Below are 18,916 nucleotides of genomic sequence, written 5' to 3'. Positions count from 1 at the left end.
TATTTTATTATTATTGCCCGCTACTACTAACACTACGCTAAGCGGCTTGCGTACAAGATGCAACTATCGGTCTCTAGCATTGCGACCAACTGTGCCAAAGCTAAGCCGGGTGTAGCCATCCTTTGTGTATATGTTCAAATAAAAACGGGCGCCTGAGCGCCCGTTCTGTTACTGATAGCTGCGGTTAATCCTGAAACAGGGTTTCAATATTCAGGCCCTGATGGGTCACAATTTCTTTTAAGCGGCGCAAGGCTTCCACCTGAATTTGCCGCACCCGTTCACGGGTTAAGCCAATTTCATGGCCAACATCTTCCAGGGTTGAAGGTTCATAGCCCAGCAAACCAAAACGGCGGGCCAGCACTTCACGCTGTTTCGGATTCAGCTCATCCAGCCATAACACCAGGTGCTGTCGGATATCTTCATCCTGCAGCTCACCTTCCGGCCCTTGTTCTTTCTCATCGGCGATCACATCAAGCAGTTGTTTTTCAGAAGCACCGGCGACAGGCATATCTACTGAGGTTATCTTTTCATTTAACTTCAACATTTTACGCACTTCAGCTACCGGCCGGTCCAGCGCTGCAGCGATTTCTTCCGGTGTCGGCTCGTGATCAAGTTTTTGCGATAATTCGCGGGCTGCCCGCAAATAAATATTTAACTCTTTCACCACATGAATTGGTAAACGGATAGTCCGGGTCTGATTCATAATGGCCCGTTCAATGGTCTGGCGGATCCACCAGGTGGCATAGGTAGAAAAGCGGAAACCGCGCTCAGGGTCAAATTTTTCCACCGCCCGGATTAAACCAAGGTTCCCTTCTTCGATTAAATCCAGTAAGGCTAAACCACGATTAATATAGCGACGTGCAATTTTTACCACTAACCGCAGGTTACTTTCGATCATCCTTTTACGGGCAGCGGCATCACCTTTCAATGATAACCGTGAAAAATAGACTTCTTCTTCGGCACTCAGCAGGGGAGAAAACCCAATTTCACCCAGGTAGATTTGGGTGGCGTCCATCGATTTCTGACTATCGTCCTTGGCAAATACTTCATCCGGAATAATTTCTTCACCCGCTAACTCGGCAACATCCGGTTCCATCTCATCGTCCAGCGTCGCTACTTCGTCCGCCAGCTCGTCATCTTTTAATTCTACATCTGACTCTACAACGTCATCACTTTTAAGTCCCATATCCTTTCTCCCACGTCTGCCGGGTATCGGGTCTGACTCAGCTACCTTCCTGCCTTCGTGCTTGTGTGCCATTGCTAACCTTTGTGGTTAGTCTCGTTATCACTGTAACCTTTTGTTACGGTAAATATCGTAACGGGTCAACCGATTTGCCCCTGAAACGGATTTCAAAATGCAACCGGCTATCGGTGGCATCAGTACTGCCCATTTCGGCAATTTGCTGCCCAGCTTTAACCTGCTGTCGCTCTGCCACTAAAATACGTTTATTGTGGGCGTAAGCGCTTAAATAATCGTCGTTATGTTTTATAATGATCAGGTTGCCATAACCGCGTAAGGCACTACCGGCATAAACTACCTGGCCATCTGCTGCAGCATTAATTCTGCTACCGTCCTGCCCCGCTATGTCAACCCCTTTGTTGCCATGTTCGCGGGTTGAAAAGCGCGAAACAATTTTCCCTTTCACTGGCCAGTGCCATTGCACCTTGTTTCCAACTGAGGTATTATCCGCGGTTTTTTTGCTGCTTTTTGCAGGTTGTGTCTGAACATAACGTGTTTGTTTTGACGACGCAACAGGTTTAGCCGCTTTTGCTGAACTATTTGATTTTGCTTGCTTTGCCTTATCAGTCGCCTGACCACTTTGGCCGGCACTCGCCGGTTTTCGGGGGGCGGCTTTACTGGTGACTGCTTTAACCGTCTGACTGGCAGGCCTGCTGGATTTGCTGGCAACCAACTGCACCACCTGGCCCGGGTAAATCGTGTAAGGACTTTTAATATTGTTGCGACTGGCCAGGGTTCGCACATCCAGCCCGGCCCGAAAAGCAATGGCGTACAGGGTATCCCCGCGTTGTACAACATACTGACTGGCGGCAAGGCTCCCCCGGTTACGCTCCCGGTATGGGTTCTCTCTGAGCTCAAGCGTGGTAACCGGCGCCGGCCCTGAACTGGAGGTACAGCCGCTTAGCGCCAGTAGCAGCGCAACAGGCAGGCCAGCAATCCATTTCAGCTCCGTCATCCGCTTAATAAAACGCTCCTTATTTACGGCCCTGGCCGGCACCATTGAACAACCGCTCTAAATTCAGCAATAGCGCGATAACCAGAACACCGGCAATCAACGCACCGGCCGCCGGTAACAGCTCATGATTTGCCACCTGTTGCTGATACTGCCAGGGGCTAAACATTTGTTGATTATGTTGCCAGGGCCAGATCCGGTAAAGCGCACCAATAACCACCCCGGTCAGCAACGCCAGCGTTGCATCATGAAAATGCTCTAATAACCAGTTCAATAATCTCGAAAAACTAAGTAAACCAACCAGACAACCGCTGGCAAATAGCAGCAGAATACCCAGCTGAAACTCTGTTACCGCCAACATAACCGGGGCATACATGCCCAGAATTAGTAAAATAAAACTACCCGAGATACCCGGCAGAATCATGGCACAAATCGCGACGGCCCCGGCCAGAAAAAACAGGTAAGGCGCGGGCTGTAATTGCACCGGTGCCAGCATACCAACGACCACAGCAAATGCAGCCCCCAGCAATAACAACACTATTCTGAGCGCAGACCAGCTGACACTGCGTAACAGAACCGGTAAAGAGGCCAGAATAAGGCCATTAAAAAATGCCCACAATGGCACCGGCCGGTGCTCCAGCAGATAGCTGATAACATTGGCCAGAGAAAAGATACTGAGTAAAATGCCACTGAATAAACACGCTAGAAAAGTGCCATCGATATGCTGCCACAATGTCTTGAAACGGCCTTGCAGCAGCAACTTAACCGCCGCCGTATTTACCGAACTGATGGCAGCTAACAGCCGTTCATAAATGCCCAGAATAAACGCCAGGGTGCCGCCCGACACCCCGGGCACTACATCCGCAGCACCCATTGCTAACCCTTTAATTATCCAATGAATATAATTCTTCATAATCCCTTTTTGTGGCCTCTTGCTGCTGCGCTGTTAACCTAATTCGCCCGGGACCAGTGGCACAAAGCGCACTGCTTCAATATCCTGACTGCTAAAGGTGTCAGCATTGCGCTGATACACCCGCAGCACCTGTTCTTTAACACCCACCGGAATAACCAGCCGGCCACCATCCGTTAACTGCTGTAACAAGGCCGCCGGCACTTCAACCGGCGCCGCCGTGACAATAATACTGTCAAAAGGGGCCTTACTGGGCCAGCCCAGCCAGCCGTCACCATGCTTCATTGACACATTGTGTAAATCGAGCTGCTGCAACCGGCGCTTGGCCTGAAACTGCAGCGCTTTAATCCGCTCGACCGAGCAGACATGACTAAACAAATGCGCCAGAATAGCGGTCTGATAGCCCGAACCAGTACCTATTTCCAATACCTTGCCCGGTGCTTTGCCCTGCAGCAACAGCTGGGTCATCCGCGCTACTATGTACGGCTGGGAAATGGTCTGGCCCTGGCCAATTGGCAGGGCGGTATTTTCATAAGCTTTGTGGGCCAGCACGGCTTCGACAAACAGGTGCCGGGGCACCTGGGATACCGCCTGTAATACCGCATCGTCGGTGATACCTTCGCTGCGTAATTTTTGTGCTAATACCGCTGCACTGCGGGCTGTTGCTACTGCCATAATTACAACCTGATCCCCGCTAACCATTGCTCCAGTGTATCCATACTTTTATAGGCCGACATATCGACATGCAGCGGCGTAATAGACGCATAGCCATTAGCTATCGCATAAAAATCAGTACCCTCGCCGGCATCCAGCTCTGGCCCCAATGAGCCATACCAGTATATTTTCCGGCCCCAGGGGTCGGTATCACTGCTCATGGTTTCTGCTTTATGCCGCCGGCCAAGCCGGGTAACCATAATGCCTTTTAACTCGCTAAGGGCAATAGCAGGCACATTAATATTTAAAATTTGATCAGCGGGCAATGGATGCGACTTCAGCTTTTTTATGACTTCTACCGTAACATGGGCTGCAGTGGCAAAATGCTCCTCGTTCCGGCCAGCCAATGACACAGCAATAGCGGGCAACCCCAGATGACGGCCCTCGGTTGCGGCAGCAACGGTACCCGAGTACAGCACATCGTCGCCTAAATTAGCGCCATGATTAATGCCGGCAACCACTAAATCGGGGGTGAAATCCAGCAACTGACTAATTGCCAGATGGACACAATCAGTCGGGGTGCCACTGACCGCGGTAAAGCCATTATCGAGTGTCTGCGTACGCAGTGGATTCAGTAAAGTCAAAGAGTTGCTAGCGCCACTGCAATTGCGGTCCGGGCCAACGGTAGTCACTTCAGCTATCTGGCATAGCGCCTGCTGCAGTACCTGAATGCCTTTGGCGTACACGCCGTCATCATTGCTTAATAAAATTCGCATAACTACTCCATTTTCACCCAGCGTTACTCCAGTTCAGCCAATGGTCGGCTGCCATCCCGGTAACGTGCTAATTCTCGCAGGACACTGGTGGCAAAACAACCCGCCGGCAAAGCAAAACTTAAGGTAACGCTATTCCCTTTTATTACCGCACTAAGTTGATGCGGCACTAATCTGATGCTACGCCGCGCCCCCTGCAGCCGGTACTCAACCAGACCCTGACACCATGGCTGATGCTCAGCCAGTGCCTTCTGCTCCAATGCTGCGGCCTGCTGAGTTACCTGCGCACCGTCCAGCCCGACCAGCGGTGCCGTTGGATGTACGTCACCATCGAGCAGGCGCTGCTGCAATGTGCTGTCAGCTTGGGTTACCTGAAAAATTGAGCCACTGCCATCTAACTGCAGAATATCACCGTCCAGCACCTGGTTAAATAAACCCTGAGCAATCCGCTGCGATAGCACGGCATTAAACAGATAAGAGCGACTGGCCGACAATGCCAGGCCACGGATTTGACGATCGCTTATCCGCTCGCCGGCAAACAAACTGTCAGCCAATGCCAGGTTACCACCACCGCGACCAAACCGCTGCTCACCATAGTAGTTGGGCACGCCGTTTTTAATCAGTTGCAATCGCTTCAGCAGCAATTCGGGCTCGCTAACATCGGTCAGGGTCAGCTGGAAATGGTTGGCTTTTAACGCCCCCAGCCGTAATTTGCGGTAGTGGCGCACTACCTGCAGTATTTGACTGTCTTCTATTTGCCACGCCTGCCAGTCAAGTTCCTGCTTAATGGGCCATTTAAAACAAAACCACTGCCGGGTCAGTGCATGACGGTCTTTTAAGCCGGCATAGCTGATATCACGCATTCTAAGGCCGGTAAGCCGGGCTAACTGCCTGGCAATGTACTGGGTGTTCTGGCCACGCTTTTCAATTTGTAGCAGCAGGTGCTCACCACTCCCACTGGGCTGAAAATTCAGCTGCTCATCGACAATAAAATCCTCAGGCGTGCTGCGAATAGTGGCGGTAACAGCAGGCTTACCATACAAATAATACCAGTTGGCAAAATCGGCGCTATAGTCCGCATTCATTAACGCTGAACCAACAATACGACGGCTTCAGCCGCAATGCCTTCTTTGCGCCCGACAAATCCCAGTTGCTCCGTGGTGGTCGCTTTCACATTGATCTGGCTGATCTCAGCGGCTAAGTCACTTGCCAGGCACTGACGCATAGCACTGATATGCGGCGCCATTTTAGGGGCCTGCGCCATAATAGTTACATCCAGATTATTTAACTGATAACCCGCTTTGCTGACCTCGGCGAATACTTTGCGTAGTAAAATCCGGCTATCAATACCTTTAAACGCCGGGTCGTTGTCAGGGAAGTGATGGCCAATATCGCCCAGTGCTAACGCACCCAATAAGGCATCGGCCACCGCGTGCAACACCACATCGCCGTCCGAGTGCGCCACTAAACCCTGACTATATTCAATTCTAACACCCGCCAGGGTTACCGGGCCGGTGCCGCCAAAAGCATGGACATCAAAACCGTGACCTATCCGAAAATTCATGTTGTTGGCTGCTCCAGTTGTTGTTGTTCAAGAAAACAGGCGGCGAGCGTCAGGTCAGCCGGGCGGGTAATTTTAATATTGTCTGGCTGCCCCTCTACCAGCAATACCGGTTGGCCGGCCCACTCCATTGCTGACGCTTCATCGGTAATGGTAACACCCGCCGCCAGGGCCTGCTGTATCGCCAGCCGAAGTTGCATGGTAGGGAAAAACTGCGGCGTCAGCGCATGCCAAAGCTGTTCACGCTCGACGGTTTCAGTCACCAGGTTACCAGTGGCGCATACCCGACCGCGTTTCATGGTGTCGCGCACCGGACAGGCCAGGATGCCGCCCTGGTTTGCCTGCAGGCAACGGCTAATCAGCAGGGTGATATCCGCCTCGCGGATAAGCGGCCGGGCTGCATCATGCACTAACACCCAGGGGTAACGTTGGGCATCTATTTGCTGCAGCGCCTGTAATACTGAATGCACCCGCTCAGCGCCACCATTAACCCGCTCGATGGCCATGGTAGCCAATGGTGTTGCCGCAAAATAAGGATCGGTTTTATCCAGCGCCAGCCACAACGCGGCAACCTGCGGATGGCCAGTGATCCGGCCAACACTGTGCTCGAGAATGGTTTTGTCACTAAGGGTTAAATACTGTTTTGGAATAGCCGCCTGCATTCGTTTACCAACGCCAGCGGCGGGGATCACGGCGGCAATTGTCAGGTCAAGCGGCTTGGTCATGGTTTACCCTTTGCCGGAACCTGCTGACCTTCAGTTTGCACTATCCGGAAGAAAACTTCGTCTTCACCAATTAAACCCAACTCATTGCGAGCCCGTTCTTCAATGGCCTCCAGCCCCTGTTGTAAATCGGTTACATCGGCCATCAGCATCCGGTTACGTTTCTGCAATTCCAGATTGCTGGCACGTTGGGTCGCAATTTCGTCCAGCCGTTGTAAATAGTCGGTCACACTATACTGACCAAACCACAAGCGATATTGCAGCAGGCAAAATAAAATTAGCAATATTCCGGTTAGCAGTCGCATATGCCAGGATCTGTTAGAGACATAGCGTTATTATGCTGGCTTGTTACCGCGCTGCAAAGCCCTAATTGCCGCGGTAACACGAAAAGTTAGGCGTTTTCAGCTTATTTAAGCTCACGGCTGGCCTGATAAGGTTTGGCAAAGTTCTGCCAGTTTAAGCGACTGGTTAGCAATAACTCCCGTAAACTCAACACTCTGGGCGCTTTTTTATCGTTATTTAACCACTGATGGCCACAGCTGGCAGCAGTAACAATAGCTTTGTTCGGTTTTAATAAAAACTTACTGGCATTGTCGTTTTGTAACGGCGTGCCATTAAAACTAAACCAGCCATGTTCGTTGCAATGTAAGCGCTCACCACTGCTGTCGACCTCATCCACACTGTCCAGCACAATCTGCTCCAGGGTAAGCTGTTCAATGTACACCGGCACAATCAGCCCGGGTTTGGCTGCTTTTAAGTAGAAATTGGCAATCGGGTCGGCCTGCTGTTTGCGCGCCGGGCAGCGGGCAAGCTGCTTATGAAACCAGGACGCATTCTGGCTGTCCAGCTGCAACTCAGTACGGTAGGTAACGATATTGGCGGCAGCCCGGCGGATATAGAAAGGCAGGGCTGCCAGCCGCTTTTGCAATGACGGCAGTTGCTCCGGGCTGATGTTTGCCAGGCGCAGCAGCTCGCGCTCATACAAAGCATTGCAAAGCTCGGTATAAGTCTGGTTATCGCTGGATACCTGCCAGAAATGTGGCTGGTTGCTCAGGGGTTCAATCATCCGCTGATGTTAGCCAATCGGCTGCAGCTTGTAAAAGCAAAAGTAGCAGCCACCCCCTAAAAAATGCTAGTTTACGCTATCCAACAAGCGTTACAGCAAAAGCGTATGAACCGTCGTCAATTTATTAAAGCCAGTGTGCTGACACCGGTAGCTCTGGTACTGACATCCAAGTTGGTTGCCACCCTGCGCCAATACCCTTTATCAGACATTCTGGTGCAACTTAAAGCGTTGCCACCTGAGCGCTTAACCAGCAGCGGCGTCTGGAATGTCAGCCAGATCTTGCAACATTGCGCCCAGAGTATCAGCTATTCAATTTATGGCTATCCACAAGCCCGCTCACCGTTGTTCCAATACAGCATTGGCAAACTGGCGGTCAATGCTTTTGCCGCAACAGGTAAGTTGCATCATCCGCTGGATGAACCGATCCCTGGCGCGCCCGCCCTTGAGCCCGGCTTACCTAATGATGTTGCCCTGCGGGAATTAATTTATAATGTACAGCAATTTATGGACTGGCGAGGCCAGCTGCAGCCTCATTTTGCCTTTGGCAACCTGACCAAAGCACAATACTACAGTGTTCACAACCTACACTTGCAAAGCCATTTAGCGCAAATCAGCATCAGCTAAAGCTGTTAGCACCAAAAACAACAAAGCCACCTTGCGGTGGCTTTGTATATTGCTACTAATGCGAATAAGGGCTTACTGGCCTTTAATTTCGCTGCGGCCTTTGTACGGGGCTTTGCTTCCTAATTCCTGCTCAATACGCAGTAACTGGTTATATTTGGCAACCCGATCAGAACGACACAGCGAACCGGTTTTAATCTGACCAGCGGCAGTACCTACGGCTAAATCAGCAATAAAGGCATCTTCGGTTTCGCCACTACGGTGCGAAATAACGGCAGTAAAGCCAGCATCTTTGGCCATTTTAATCGCAGCCAGGGTTTCGGTTAACGAACCTATCTGGTTAAACTTGATTAGAATAGAGTTAGCAATGCCCTGCTCAATACCGCGGCTTAAAATTTTGGTATTGGTGACAAATAAATCATCGCCCACCAGCTGCACTTTGCTGCCAATTTTGTTGGTTAAGTCTTTCCAGCCGTCCCAGTCACTTTCGTCCAGGCCATCTTCAATTGACACAATCGGATAACGCTGGGTTAAGCCGGCTAAATAGTCGTTAAAGCCGAATGAATCAAAGCTCTTATTCTCGCCGCCTAACACGTACTTGCCGTCTTTATAGAACTCTGTCGCGGCACAGTCCAGCGCCAGCGTCACATCTTTGTTCATTTCATAACCCGCAGTTTTCACCGCTTCGACGATAACGGTCAGCGCTTCTTCGTTTGACTTCAGATCCGGTGCAAAACCACCTTCATCACCCACTGCCGTATTCAGGCCACGCTTTTGCAGCTCTTTTTTCAGGCTGTGGAAAATTTCCGCGCCCATTCTAAGCGCTTCAGCAAAGGTTTTGGCGCCAACCGGCTGTACCATAAATTCCTGAATATCAACGTTGTTATCGGCGTGCTCGCCACCGTTGATAATATTCATCATCGGTACCGGCATTGAATACTGGCCCGGGGTACCATTTAAATCAGCAATATGCTGGTACAACGGGATTTTTTTATCAGCTGCTGCAGCACGGGCCACCGCTAGTGACACCGCCAGTATGGCATTGGCGCCCAGTTTGCTTTTAGTGTCAGTGCCATCTAAATCGATCATGATCTGGTCAATTTCAGCTTGCTGATAGGCATTTTTACCCGTTAGTGCCGCCTGAATAGGGCCATCAATATTGGCCACCGCTTTAGTCACGCCTTTACCCAGATAACGACTTTTATCACCGTCGCGCAGCTCTAACGCTTCGCGCGAACCGGTAGAGGCACCTGATGGCGCACAACCGCGGCCCATTGCACCACTGGCTAAATACACATCGGCTTCAACCGTTGGGTTACCGCGTGAGTCCATAATTTCACGGGCAATAATTTTTACAATCTCAGACATGCTATCAATCCCCTGTTCTAAAACGAAAAAGCCGGGATATCCACCCGGCTTAGCAAAAGTTATACGCGTTGCTTTTTCTGAAATTTGTACGCCGCAGCGACAAACGCCTGAAACAGCGGGTGACCATCACGTGGGGTCGAGTTAAATTCCGGGTGAAACTGGCCGGCAACAAAAAACGGGTGAGACGGAATTTCAATCATCTCAACCAGTTGGTTATCAGCCGATAAGCCCGATACCACTAACCCCGCCTCTTCTAGTTTTGGCCGTAAGTTGTTATTCACTTCATAGCGGTGACGATGCCGCTCCTGAATAACTGCTTTGCCATAAATCTCGCGGGCTTTGGTATTATCAATAAGGTTACAGTTCTGGCTGCCCAGGCGCATCGTGCCACCTAAGTCAGATTTATCTGAACGGGTTTCCACTGAGCCTGCGGCATCCAGCCATTCAGTAATTAAACCAACAACCGGGTAAGCGGTATCTTTGTTAAATTCGGTAGAGTGGGCACCGGCCATGCCAGCCACATTACGGGCGTAATCAATTAATGCTACCTGCATACCCAGGCAAATACCTAAATAAGGAACGCCCTGCTCGCGGGCATGTTGCGCCGCCAGTATTTTACCCTCTATGCCTCGCTCACCAAAACCGCCAGGCACCAGAATGCCGTCTAAGCCTGCCAGAATACCGACGCCTTTGCTTTCCACATCCTGGGAGTCAACATATTTAATATTCACACTAACCCGGTTTTTCAGGCCGGCATGGCCCAGCGCTTCGTTGACTGACTTATACGCATCGGGCAATTCAACATATTTACCCACCATGCCGATGGTAATCTCGCCCGTTGGGTTCGACTCCTGATACAGTACCTGTTCCCACTCTGCTAAGTCGGCTTCCGGTGCTTCAATATGGAAACGCCGGCAAACTAAATCATCCAGGCTTTGCGATTTCAGCAATGCCGGAATTTGATAAATGCTCGAGACGTCTTTTAACGAGATAACGGCTTTTTCTTCAACATTGGTAAATAAAGCAATTTTAGCGCGCTCGTTCGCCGGGATCGCCCGGTCGGAGCGACATACCAGAATATCCGGCTGAATACCGATAGAGCGCAGCTCTTTTACCGAGTGCTGGGTAGGTTTGGTTTTAATTTCACCGGCAGTGCCTAAGTACGGCACCAGGGTCAGGTGCATAAATAAGGTGCGCTCGCGGCCCACTTCAGTACCCAGTTGGCGAATCGCTTCTAAAAATGGCAGCGATTCAATATCGCCGACGGTGCCACCAATTTCCACAATAGCAATATCGTAGCCTTCAGCGCCGCGCACCACCCGGTTCTTTATTTCATTGGTAATATGCGGTATCACCTGAATAGTAGCGCCTAAATAATCACCACGGCGCTCTTTACGCAGCACTTCAGCGTAAACCCGGCCCTGGGTAAAATTATTCAGTTTGGTCATTTTGGTGCGGATAAACCGCTCGTAATGGCCAAGGTCGAGATCGGTTTCAGCACCGTCTTCGGTGACAAATACTTCACCGTGCTGAATCGGGCTCATGGTGCCAGGGTCGACGTTAATGTAGGGGTCAAGTTTGAGGATGGTAACCTTTAAGCCACGCGCTTCCAGAATCGCAGCCAGCGATGCGGCGGCAATGCCTTTACCTAAGGAGGAAACCACGCCACCCGTCACAAAGATATATCTTGTAGTCATGAGACCCCTGAGACAATGTTAATCAATAAAGAAATACCAACATCGCAACAACACCAGGCCGCCGGTGGGTTAACACTGGGCTACTGCGGGTGTGCAAGAATTGGTATCAGGACGGGCGGAAAGTATAGCAAAGGCTTGCCAGCCACTCAATGTAAATCAGCAATACCCTGCCTGCCCAATGTTTTTTTATCTGCAAATCAATCACAAGCTGAAAGCACTATGGCCGGCGGCCCAAAACCAGATATTGCAAATTGTGCTATTTTTTAACAACAGAGATTATTTCGGAACAGTTTACCCGGAGGAAAATGATGTCCGAAAGTAATGTTGTCAATTTGGAGAGCGCACGGTTAAACGCCCTTGAGCGGCTACATATTGTTAATTCCGGCTATGAGCAACCTTTTGATCGTATTGTCAGAATGGTGGCAGATTTTTTTAATGTACCTAACGTTGGTATTCACCTGCTTGACGATGCAACGCAGTGGGTGAAGGCGTTTGCAGGCGAGCAATTTGCCTGCCCCCGGGATCAGAGTGTCTGCCAGTTTATTCTAGAAACAAATCAGCTTATGGTTATTCCGGATTTACGGGAAGATGAGCGCACCCGTAACCTGGCTATTGTTACCGGCGCGCCTCACCTGCGTTTTTATGCCGGTATGCCACTCATTACCAGTGATGGCTATACCATAGGTACCGTTTGCCTGATTGATATGCAACCACGAGGCAAGCTCAGTGCGCCGCAGCAAAAGCTGTTTCAGGAATTTGCAGCGCTAATCACCGAAGTGATGGAGCTACGCGTGCGCTATCAGCGCACAGAGCAGGCACTGCACACTGCGACAGATTTTGACGCGGCCACGGGGTTGCCTAACCGGGCTACTGTTATTCGTGAAGGACAACGTTTACTGGATAACGCCGGCCCGCAGGCTGCCACGGCTGTAATTAAAGTGCGGCTTGACCGGATGAGTCTGGTACTTCGCACTTTTGGCCAACAAGGCGGGCTGACAGTGGTGCGCACAGTGGCGCAGCGTTTAAGTAACTTGCTGGGACCGGATGTTTATCTGGGGCGCGGCGATGGCAATAATTTTATTTTGATCCACATTGGCCGACAAAGCGAGGATAGCATTACCCTTAATAACTGGTTAGATGATAAAGCTAATCAGGTCCTTGCCGCCATTGCCCGGCCAATAGTAATAGGTACGCAAAAAGCCAATATCACGGCGTCATTGGGACTGGCGCTGATGAATCATCATTCCGCCGTTTATCATGTGGTTGATGCTGCTTCAGCCGCATCGCTGGGCAGCCGTGAACTTGGCGGCAACCAGGCCCGGCGCTTCTCCGCTGAGGAGTTCTCGGCGTTTCGCGAACGAATCAGTATTGAAACAGAGCTAAGAGAGGCCGCCATAGAAAAAGCGTTTCTGCTTCATTATCAGCCTATTGTTGATATCGCTGAACAAGGTAAGGTGGTGGGAGCTGAAGCACTGATCCGCTGGCCCAGAGAAGATAAATTGCCGATCGGACCCGACCGGTTCATTCCGGTGGCAGAAGAGATCGGCATTATTCATGAGCTCGGGCTGTGGGTGTTCAATACTGCCTGTCGCGATCTGGCCAGTTGGCAGCAACACGACCAGGCACTTTGGATATCTGTTAATCTGTCGCCGGTACAGCTTAGTGACCCTCTGCTGGCTGATAAACTGGTGGCCCGGGCTCAGCAATCAGGTATTGCCTGCAGCCAGATTAAACTGGAAATTACTGAAGGGGCGTTGGAAACGCACTTCACAGACGTTAACCAAACACTTAATAAATTGCATCAGGCCGGCTTTACCCTGGCAATAGATGACTTTGGCACCGGTCATTCGTCAATGAACCGGGTTATCCGGCTGCCGTTTGACTCATTGAAGGTCGACCGGGGCTTTGTCAGTGACTGCCCGGATGGCGCAGGCGCCGCCGTTGTATCTTCAATGGCGTCATTAGCGTCTCAGCTGAATATGGACCTTATCGCCGAAGGTGTCGAGACCGAACAGCAAGAACAATTTTTGCTGCAACTTGGTTACCGACTTGCCCAGGGCTATCGTTACGCCAGACCAATGTCAGCAGAGGCACTAACCCGATATCTCCTGTCATCGTATCTTTAGTTTTAATTGGCACCCTGGCTGATATCCAGTTGTTTGGCAGTTTTTTAATCAGGGCTGTGGCCGGTTTTATCTATTGCCAGCGCGAGGATAGCGCTACAGGTTTTAGCGCACAGCCAGCGCGAAACAGTCGCGATATGCTGGCATTATTCACCGGCGTGTTTCTATATTTCGTATATGCTGTCTATCTGCATCAGGTATTAATCGGCGTCAGAGCTTTTGCCTGATGCCATCCGCGAAGCAAAGCATTTCAACCGCCAAATTCGGGGCTGATGATCTCTGTCGGCATAACGTTTTCTGGCAGTTCAGCGGTGGTTTTCTGAGCCAGATCGCCTGCTTTTCCAAAAGGCTTAGCAACAACGTTGAGCTTCATTCCGTTTTCCACTGCTAACTCCAACAGCTTTTCACCTATACCATTACAGGAGTCAACCCAGTTAGCAGGCAGTTCAGATCTGACCATTTTGGGCTTGCACACCAGGCGAAAAGTTTGTTTTCCCTCATCTACTTTGATTGATACCTCTACAATCTCGCTTTTATAGGCGTTTGCAGATACACCAAATGTTAAGCCGGCCAGTAAACCAATATAAATTTTATTCACTCTATCTTTCCTCTGTTTATCACACCTGAAGATTACGCCGGTTCTCCCGTGGCGTAAGCAATCCATTTTAGCCAGCGCTTTGTCTATTTCTTTATCCGCTTAGTATACTTTTCCACCACCAGCGCATAGGACTCATCCAGCAACGGCGTCAGCTGCTGCATCATGGCGCCGTCCGGATTTACAACACATACCCATGACATCCAGGCGTAAACCGGGTGTGGCAACAGAGTATTAAACTGGCTGAAATCATGGCCGGTACTCACTACACCACCGGCAACAGGTCTGGCGGGCCGTTGCCCCAGTACTTTTTTATACGATGCGTTACTGATCCCAAAATTAAAGCGGAACACCCCATCACGGCCAAGGCGGGAGGCCTGGTCATTATCCCCATCTTTGTCTTTAACGGTAGCAAAATAGACGCCGCGTGGCAGCGCTTTATCAGGGTTATAAAAGAACGACTGTTCACCCCAAGCTTCCACTGCCACTAAACCCGCATACCGGCCCAGAATATACGCTGCAACATCCTGTTTATCCACCTTATGATCCTTATTTATGCGCTACATCATCAATCAATTCCCGATGCACCCGCACCGCTGTGCTCTTGGGGCGTATGCTCTTGCCCCGGCCTTCGAGGTGCGCCCGGGTAAAGGCGGCGCCGAACAGCAGAATCATTGAAGAGTAGTTTACCCACAAAAGCAGCAATGCCAGAGAACCGGCAGCACCATAGGCCGATGCGGTGGCGGTATAGGCCAGATAGATGGAAATAAGAGAGCGGCCTGCGGTGAAAAGTACAGCAGTGATAAAGGCACCAAGTAACACGTCGCGCCACGACAGCAGTACATCAGGCAGAATTTTAAACATCGCCGCAAATAGCAGGGTAATCACCAGCAGCGACAGCACTAACTCCATCCCCACCATTACCCAGCCTGGCACCGGCAGCCAGCCTTCGGCATAGGCCATCACGCTGCGCAAGGCCACAGACAATAGCAGCGAAACCAGCAAAATAAAGCCTATGGCCAGGATAATGGTCAGTGACAGCAAGCGGCTTTTGATAAAGATCCACAGGTTACTTTTAGAGGGGCGCGGCGCAACGTCCCAGATCTGATTCAGCGACTGCTGCATCTGGGCGAAAACCGTAGTAGCGCCAACAATGGTGGCAACAATCCCAATCAACGCCGGCCAGATGCCACTTTGGTCAATTTGCGAATTAACCACTGCCGTCTGCACCACACCAGCGGCTTCCGAACCCAGTGTGCCTTCCAGCTGCGCAAACAGCTGCCCCTGCACAGCCTTTTCACCAATAATCAGCCCGACCAGCGCCACCACCACCACCAGAATCGGCGCAATAGAGAACACGGTGAAAAACGCCAGCGCGGCGGCATAAATAAAGGCCTGACTGCCCAGCCAGTTTTTAATTGCCGCCCCGAAAATACCCAGCCAGTGCTGCACTGCGGCGGGGAGTTTGTTGTAGATTTTAGAAACCATTCTGAAAAATACCTCAGTCCTGAATTTGTCTGGGGCGTTACACGGCAGCCAGAAATTCAGCCATGCCAGCTTACATAAAACTCAACCTTTATCCGCCACAGCCGCTTATATTACAAGGCCGTTTTAGTTATTAAGCGGTGATGGTTAAACAATAACAATAATGGCTAACACACATTATTTTGGACAATCGTTGGCTCAGGCTGCAAGGCACTTAGCAAACTTCATAGACTCCTCTCAGGTTCTTGCTGCTTGCAGCCAAAAGCAAAAACAATCGCTGCTGAGCTGAATGATATGATTACCGTCTTAAAAATCAGAATACCCAACTGATTTATGCCAAGGAAACTAATCAGCAGCGACAGCCCAATTACCAGTGCCATGATGATAATGAATGCTAATAACTTGAACCCGTTAAAGTGACTGATTTTAACCAGGCCTTTAGTGAATAGCACATAACCCAGTAAAACCCCCAAAACTGACGAGAGTATATAGGATACAACAGATAATATGCTCGGCTGGGCCTCGCCTGTGAAAAGCTCCACCACGTAAAATGTAACTGGCATAACAATTAGTAAAGTCCAAAACCACTGCTTGGCTGATAAATCTTTCACCTGATCCTCCGTATATTTTTAACGCTGCGGGTTCGGGCCAGCTGAAGTACAGCGTAAGCTTTCCCGGCAACGACAGTAGCACAACAGCGGCCTGTTATGGGCTTTATCCATTTACGAAGACCGCCAACTTACTCTTATTTAGGTATTGAACTGACGTAATTGAATATGGTTGCCGTCTCGATCTGCGATGTTTGAAACTTTAAATACAGGATTGCTCCACTCACCCTCGAATGCCTGACCGCCAAATTTAACAGCTTGCTCTCTTGCAATAGCCATGTCAGCCACTGTGAGGAAAAGCTTAACAGGGCTAAACGCTTTATCCGGCATATTGAAAGGTGGAACATGAATGATTAAGTTAAAACCATTCGTTTCCAGGCTGATAAAATCATTGGTTTTACGAACAACACGCATACCGAAAAGTTTTTCATAAAACGCTGATAAGTTGGCCAAATCACCAGAGTAAATAAGAACACCGTTTTGTGCTGGCCCTGCCATATGCTTTTCCTTGCCTTGTACTGTGGATTGCACTGTGAATTGAAATAATGCAGATAAAATAAAGAATGCAAAAGCAAAATATTTAATTTTGGTACGCGCGAATGCTTCCCTGCCATGCAGGACAGTATCGATAATATTTGTTTGTTAGTTTTGTCTCTCACGATACCGATAACTTACTTTTAAATCGGCACTTTTTCTGCCATTAGGATTAATGCTTCGAGCTTTATAAAGATCTGAGACACTGATGACAAGTTCGTTGTCATTAACCCAATATACTTCAAGGCCCGTTTCTTCTGGACGACCTGCAAAGGTAAATAATTTTTCAGCACTAAGCCTCGAATTGTTACTTGTCACATCAACACTACCAAAAAAGTCAGTGGTGGCCCCGCCGCAATCGCCGATGCTTATTTCTGCCACTTGCTCACCATTTGGTGACGAAACAGTATTTACAACAGTATGATGACAGACCGTTTGACAACTCTTCAGAAGAAGAAATAAAAATCCCCAGCAAACCAGCACAACCCAAAAAGAATAGCCGCCAAAATTAAATAACATTCTCTTAATTGTAGATTGCATCAATTCTCCCTATAAAACTAACACCCAAATTTAGCGCGAAAAGCTAAACAGTCGGTTGACGTCGCAGCCAGCGATTTTTGCTGGCGACAATATTTGTTCGTTATGTTTCGATTAAGTCATTATCTCTTAAGAATGTGACGGCATCTTCGTACCCATTGTTAGCAGCCATGAACATATAGTCTATTGCTGTTTCTTCGTCGATAGAACCGCCATCACCATCAATCAGCATGCCTGCATAGTGATATTGTGCTTTGGGAACACCCATATCAGCAGAGCCTTTAAGATACTCCCTGGCTTTAACCATATTTTCAGTTACCCCCAAACCATTTGCGTAAACAGCCGACAGCATAAGACCTGATTTCGGATTTTTCCCTATGTAAGCTCTCTTTAACCAAAAAATAGCTTCAGTAACATTTTTCGCTATTCCTTTACCTTCGAGTTTTAGAACACCAATTGCAAGTTGAGCCGCAGGAGAGCCCTTATAGGCATAACTTTCCATTAACTCCAGTCCGATATTGGTACCTTCCGCTTTGGCTGATAAAAGCGTATTTACGAACTCTGCATCTATTTCACTACAATTTTCAACGAAGAACTCGTTAGACTTTTGAAGTAACTCATCGTCACTGATGTCTTTTTCAGAAATTGAAGCAACAAAACTTTTAAATTTATCTAAATCAGTCAACCTGAACTCCCTTAGAATCATAGCGCGTTACTAATGAGCCGCCGCAGTGCAGCGTAGGCAGTCCAGCGGAGACCACGCCGTTTGTAGCCGGAACGAAATTAAGCAATTTATTAGCTACTCGCGAGCTCTGCCAATAATTGAGAGTTTAGATCTCTAAGTGCATGATAAACCGCCATATATGCATCTTTCCCAGCTTCATATGAATAGTTGGGTATAGCCATACCAAAATTAGTTGAAGCGTTGTAAGTGTATATATCCCGACCAGTTAAAGAGTTGTATACTTTTTTATCTTGATCATCCAGCAACTCATAAGTACCTGTAGACGTTATAAAATATGATTTTAGAGGCGCCTGCGGAATAACCTCATATCGAATTGTCACTTCGGTTTTAGTGCGCATAACTACTAATGCAGGCACAGGCGCAGAAAAAGAGAGTACAGTCGGTTTGATAACTAAATCAAATTTGTCATTCATTGAGCTTGTGTCTGTTTGCGCAACTGCTTCAAACACTGATTTTAATGAATCGTGAATCGCATTCTTGAGATAAAAACCAAGATCGTACTCAAAGCTTGTACCTAATTGCTTTTCATTGTGTTTAAAAGACAAAAACTCCCCGTCAGTCACCAATAATACTCTTTGCGAGAGCTTATGCTTTGATTCCTCTATCTTCATTTTTTCAATGACAATAGGACTTGTCACACAACCACTGGTTATCAAAGCAGCGAGTGAACAAAATAATACGAGGCAGATTCTTTTCATTTTTATGCACTTCCTTTTACTAATGTT

Annotated in this window: 24 protein-coding genes; 4 read left to right on the top strand and 20 right to left on the bottom strand. The window is 49.1% G+C overall.

Going from position 1 to position 18,916, the window contains the following annotated elements:
- Positions 1-184: 184 nt before the first annotated feature.
- The 10 genes from rpoS to KG631_RS14960 form a co-directional block, all read right to left on the bottom strand.
- A complete protein-coding gene (gene rpoS, locus KG631_RS15005) occupies positions 185-1,186 on the bottom strand; it encodes an RNA polymerase sigma factor RpoS (protein WP_214000495.1) in 1,002 nt (333 codons plus the stop codon).
- A 115-nt stretch (positions 1,187-1,301) separates the two neighbouring features.
- A complete protein-coding gene (locus KG631_RS15000; RefSeq protein WP_301003877.1) occupies positions 1,302-2,240 on the bottom strand; it encodes a peptidoglycan DD-metalloendopeptidase family protein in 939 nt (312 codons plus the stop codon).
- Entirely contained in the window at positions 2,215-3,105 is an 891-nt protein-coding gene (locus tag KG631_RS14995) for a DUF368 domain-containing protein (protein WP_214000494.1), read from the bottom strand. Before KG631_RS14995 ends, KG631_RS15000 begins: the two co-directional genes overlap by 26 nt.
- A gap of 33 nt (positions 3,106-3,138) precedes the next feature.
- Positions 3,139-3,777, bottom strand: a complete 639-nt coding sequence (locus KG631_RS14990) for a protein-L-isoaspartate(D-aspartate) O-methyltransferase (RefSeq protein WP_214000493.1) — start codon at positions 3,775-3,777, stop codon at positions 3,139-3,141.
- 2 nt (positions 3,778-3,779) lie between these two features.
- Positions 3,780-4,532, bottom strand: coding sequence for a 5'/3'-nucleotidase SurE (surE, locus tag KG631_RS14985; RefSeq protein ID WP_214000492.1), 753 nt, complete (start codon positions 4,530-4,532; stop codon positions 3,780-3,782).
- Positions 4,533-4,555: 23 nt separating this feature from the next.
- Positions 4,556-5,614, bottom strand: a complete 1,059-nt coding sequence (locus KG631_RS14980) for a tRNA pseudouridine(13) synthase TruD (protein WP_214000491.1) — start codon at positions 5,612-5,614, stop codon at positions 4,556-4,558.
- Positions 5,614-6,093, bottom strand: coding sequence for a 2-C-methyl-D-erythritol 2,4-cyclodiphosphate synthase (gene ispF / locus KG631_RS14975; RefSeq protein WP_214000490.1), 480 nt, complete (start codon positions 6,091-6,093; stop codon positions 5,614-5,616). The genes KG631_RS14980 and ispF overlap by 1 nt, the downstream gene beginning before the upstream one ends.
- Positions 6,090-6,815: a 2-C-methyl-D-erythritol 4-phosphate cytidylyltransferase gene (gene ispD, locus KG631_RS14970; protein ID WP_214000489.1), complete on the bottom strand. Its 726-nt coding sequence runs from the start codon at positions 6,813-6,815 to the stop codon at positions 6,090-6,092. Before ispD ends, ispF begins: the two co-directional genes overlap by 4 nt.
- Positions 6,812-7,117, bottom strand: a complete 306-nt coding sequence (gene ftsB / locus KG631_RS14965; protein WP_214000488.1) for a cell division protein FtsB — start codon at positions 7,115-7,117, stop codon at positions 6,812-6,814. The genes ispD and ftsB overlap by 4 nt, the downstream gene beginning before the upstream one ends.
- Before the next feature lie 101 nt (positions 7,118-7,218).
- Positions 7,219-7,878, bottom strand: a complete 660-nt coding sequence (locus KG631_RS14960) for a hypothetical protein (RefSeq protein ID WP_214000487.1) — start codon at positions 7,876-7,878, stop codon at positions 7,219-7,221.
- A 105-nt stretch (positions 7,879-7,983) separates the two neighbouring features.
- On the opposite strand from KG631_RS14960, the gene KG631_RS14955 reads away from it, so the two are divergent.
- Positions 7,984-8,502, top strand: coding sequence for a DUF1569 domain-containing protein (locus KG631_RS14955; RefSeq protein WP_214000486.1), 519 nt, complete (start codon positions 7,984-7,986; stop codon positions 8,500-8,502).
- A 72-nt stretch (positions 8,503-8,574) separates the two neighbouring features.
- Here KG631_RS14955 and eno read toward each other — a convergent pair whose 3' ends face one another.
- Together eno and KG631_RS14945 are read right to left on the bottom strand one after the other, a co-directional pair.
- Positions 8,575-9,867 (bottom strand): phosphopyruvate hydratase, encoded by a 1,293-nt coding sequence (eno, locus tag KG631_RS14950; protein ID WP_214000485.1) that lies wholly within the window; start codon positions 9,865-9,867, stop codon positions 8,575-8,577.
- A gap of 59 nt (positions 9,868-9,926) precedes the next feature.
- Complete coding sequence (locus KG631_RS14945; RefSeq protein WP_214000484.1) at positions 9,927-11,564, bottom strand: CTP synthase; 1,638 nt, start codon at positions 11,562-11,564, stop codon at positions 9,927-9,929.
- Positions 11,565-11,579: 15 nt separating this feature from the next.
- On the opposite strand from KG631_RS14945, the gene KG631_RS14940 reads away from it, so the two are divergent.
- From KG631_RS14940 to KG631_RS19270, 3 genes are read left to right on the top strand one after another with little or no spacing between them, the layout of a single operon-like run.
- Entirely contained in the window at positions 11,580-11,831 is a 252-nt protein-coding gene (locus KG631_RS14940; RefSeq protein WP_214000483.1) for a hypothetical protein, read from the top strand.
- A 41-nt stretch (positions 11,832-11,872) separates the two neighbouring features.
- Positions 11,873-13,690: an EAL domain-containing protein gene (locus KG631_RS14935; RefSeq protein WP_214000482.1), complete on the top strand. Its 1,818-nt coding sequence runs from the start codon at positions 11,873-11,875 to the stop codon at positions 13,688-13,690.
- Positions 13,691-13,746: 56 nt separating this feature from the next.
- Entirely contained in the window at positions 13,747-13,914 is a 168-nt protein-coding gene (locus KG631_RS19270; RefSeq protein ID WP_365869176.1) for a hypothetical protein, read from the top strand.
- Between the two features lie 23 nt (positions 13,915-13,937).
- Here the strand turns inward: KG631_RS19270 and KG631_RS14925 are convergent, their stop codons facing one another.
- The 8 genes from KG631_RS14925 to KG631_RS14890 all read right to left on the bottom strand — a co-directional run bounded on the left by KG631_RS14925 (position 13,938) and on the right by KG631_RS14890 (position 18,889).
- Positions 13,938-14,285, bottom strand: coding sequence for a hypothetical protein (locus KG631_RS14925; RefSeq protein WP_214000480.1), 348 nt, complete (start codon positions 14,283-14,285; stop codon positions 13,938-13,940).
- Between the two features lie 83 nt (positions 14,286-14,368).
- Positions 14,369-14,821 (bottom strand): DUF6194 family protein, encoded by a 453-nt coding sequence (locus KG631_RS14920; RefSeq protein ID WP_214000479.1) that lies wholly within the window; start codon positions 14,819-14,821, stop codon positions 14,369-14,371.
- 10 nt (positions 14,822-14,831) lie between these two features.
- Positions 14,832-15,770, bottom strand: a complete 939-nt coding sequence (locus KG631_RS14915) for a YihY/virulence factor BrkB family protein (protein WP_214000478.1) — start codon at positions 15,768-15,770, stop codon at positions 14,832-14,834.
- Between the two features lie 221 nt (positions 15,771-15,991).
- Positions 15,992-16,378: a hypothetical protein gene (locus KG631_RS14910; RefSeq protein ID WP_214000477.1), complete on the bottom strand. Its 387-nt coding sequence runs from the start codon at positions 16,376-16,378 to the stop codon at positions 15,992-15,994.
- 138 nt (positions 16,379-16,516) lie between these two features.
- Positions 16,517-16,873 (bottom strand): VOC family protein, encoded by a 357-nt coding sequence (locus tag KG631_RS14905; protein ID WP_214000476.1) that lies wholly within the window; start codon positions 16,871-16,873, stop codon positions 16,517-16,519.
- A 144-nt stretch (positions 16,874-17,017) separates the two neighbouring features.
- Positions 17,018-17,449, bottom strand: a complete 432-nt coding sequence (locus tag KG631_RS14900; protein ID WP_214000475.1) for a hypothetical protein — start codon at positions 17,447-17,449, stop codon at positions 17,018-17,020.
- Positions 17,450-17,549: 100 nt separating this feature from the next.
- Positions 17,550-18,131 (bottom strand): tetratricopeptide repeat protein, encoded by a 582-nt coding sequence (locus tag KG631_RS14895; protein WP_214000474.1) that lies wholly within the window; start codon positions 18,129-18,131, stop codon positions 17,550-17,552.
- Between the two features lie 110 nt (positions 18,132-18,241).
- A complete protein-coding gene (locus KG631_RS14890; RefSeq protein WP_214000473.1) occupies positions 18,242-18,889 on the bottom strand; it encodes a hypothetical protein in 648 nt (215 codons plus the stop codon).
- Between the last annotated feature and the right edge of the window lie 27 nt (positions 18,890-18,916).

This window comes from Arsukibacterium sp. (assembly GCF_018402695.1).
In the GTDB taxonomy this organism is placed as follows: domain Bacteria; phylum Pseudomonadota; class Gammaproteobacteria; order Enterobacterales; family Alteromonadaceae; genus Alishewanella.
This window is presented reverse-complemented; position numbering and strand designations above follow the sequence as displayed.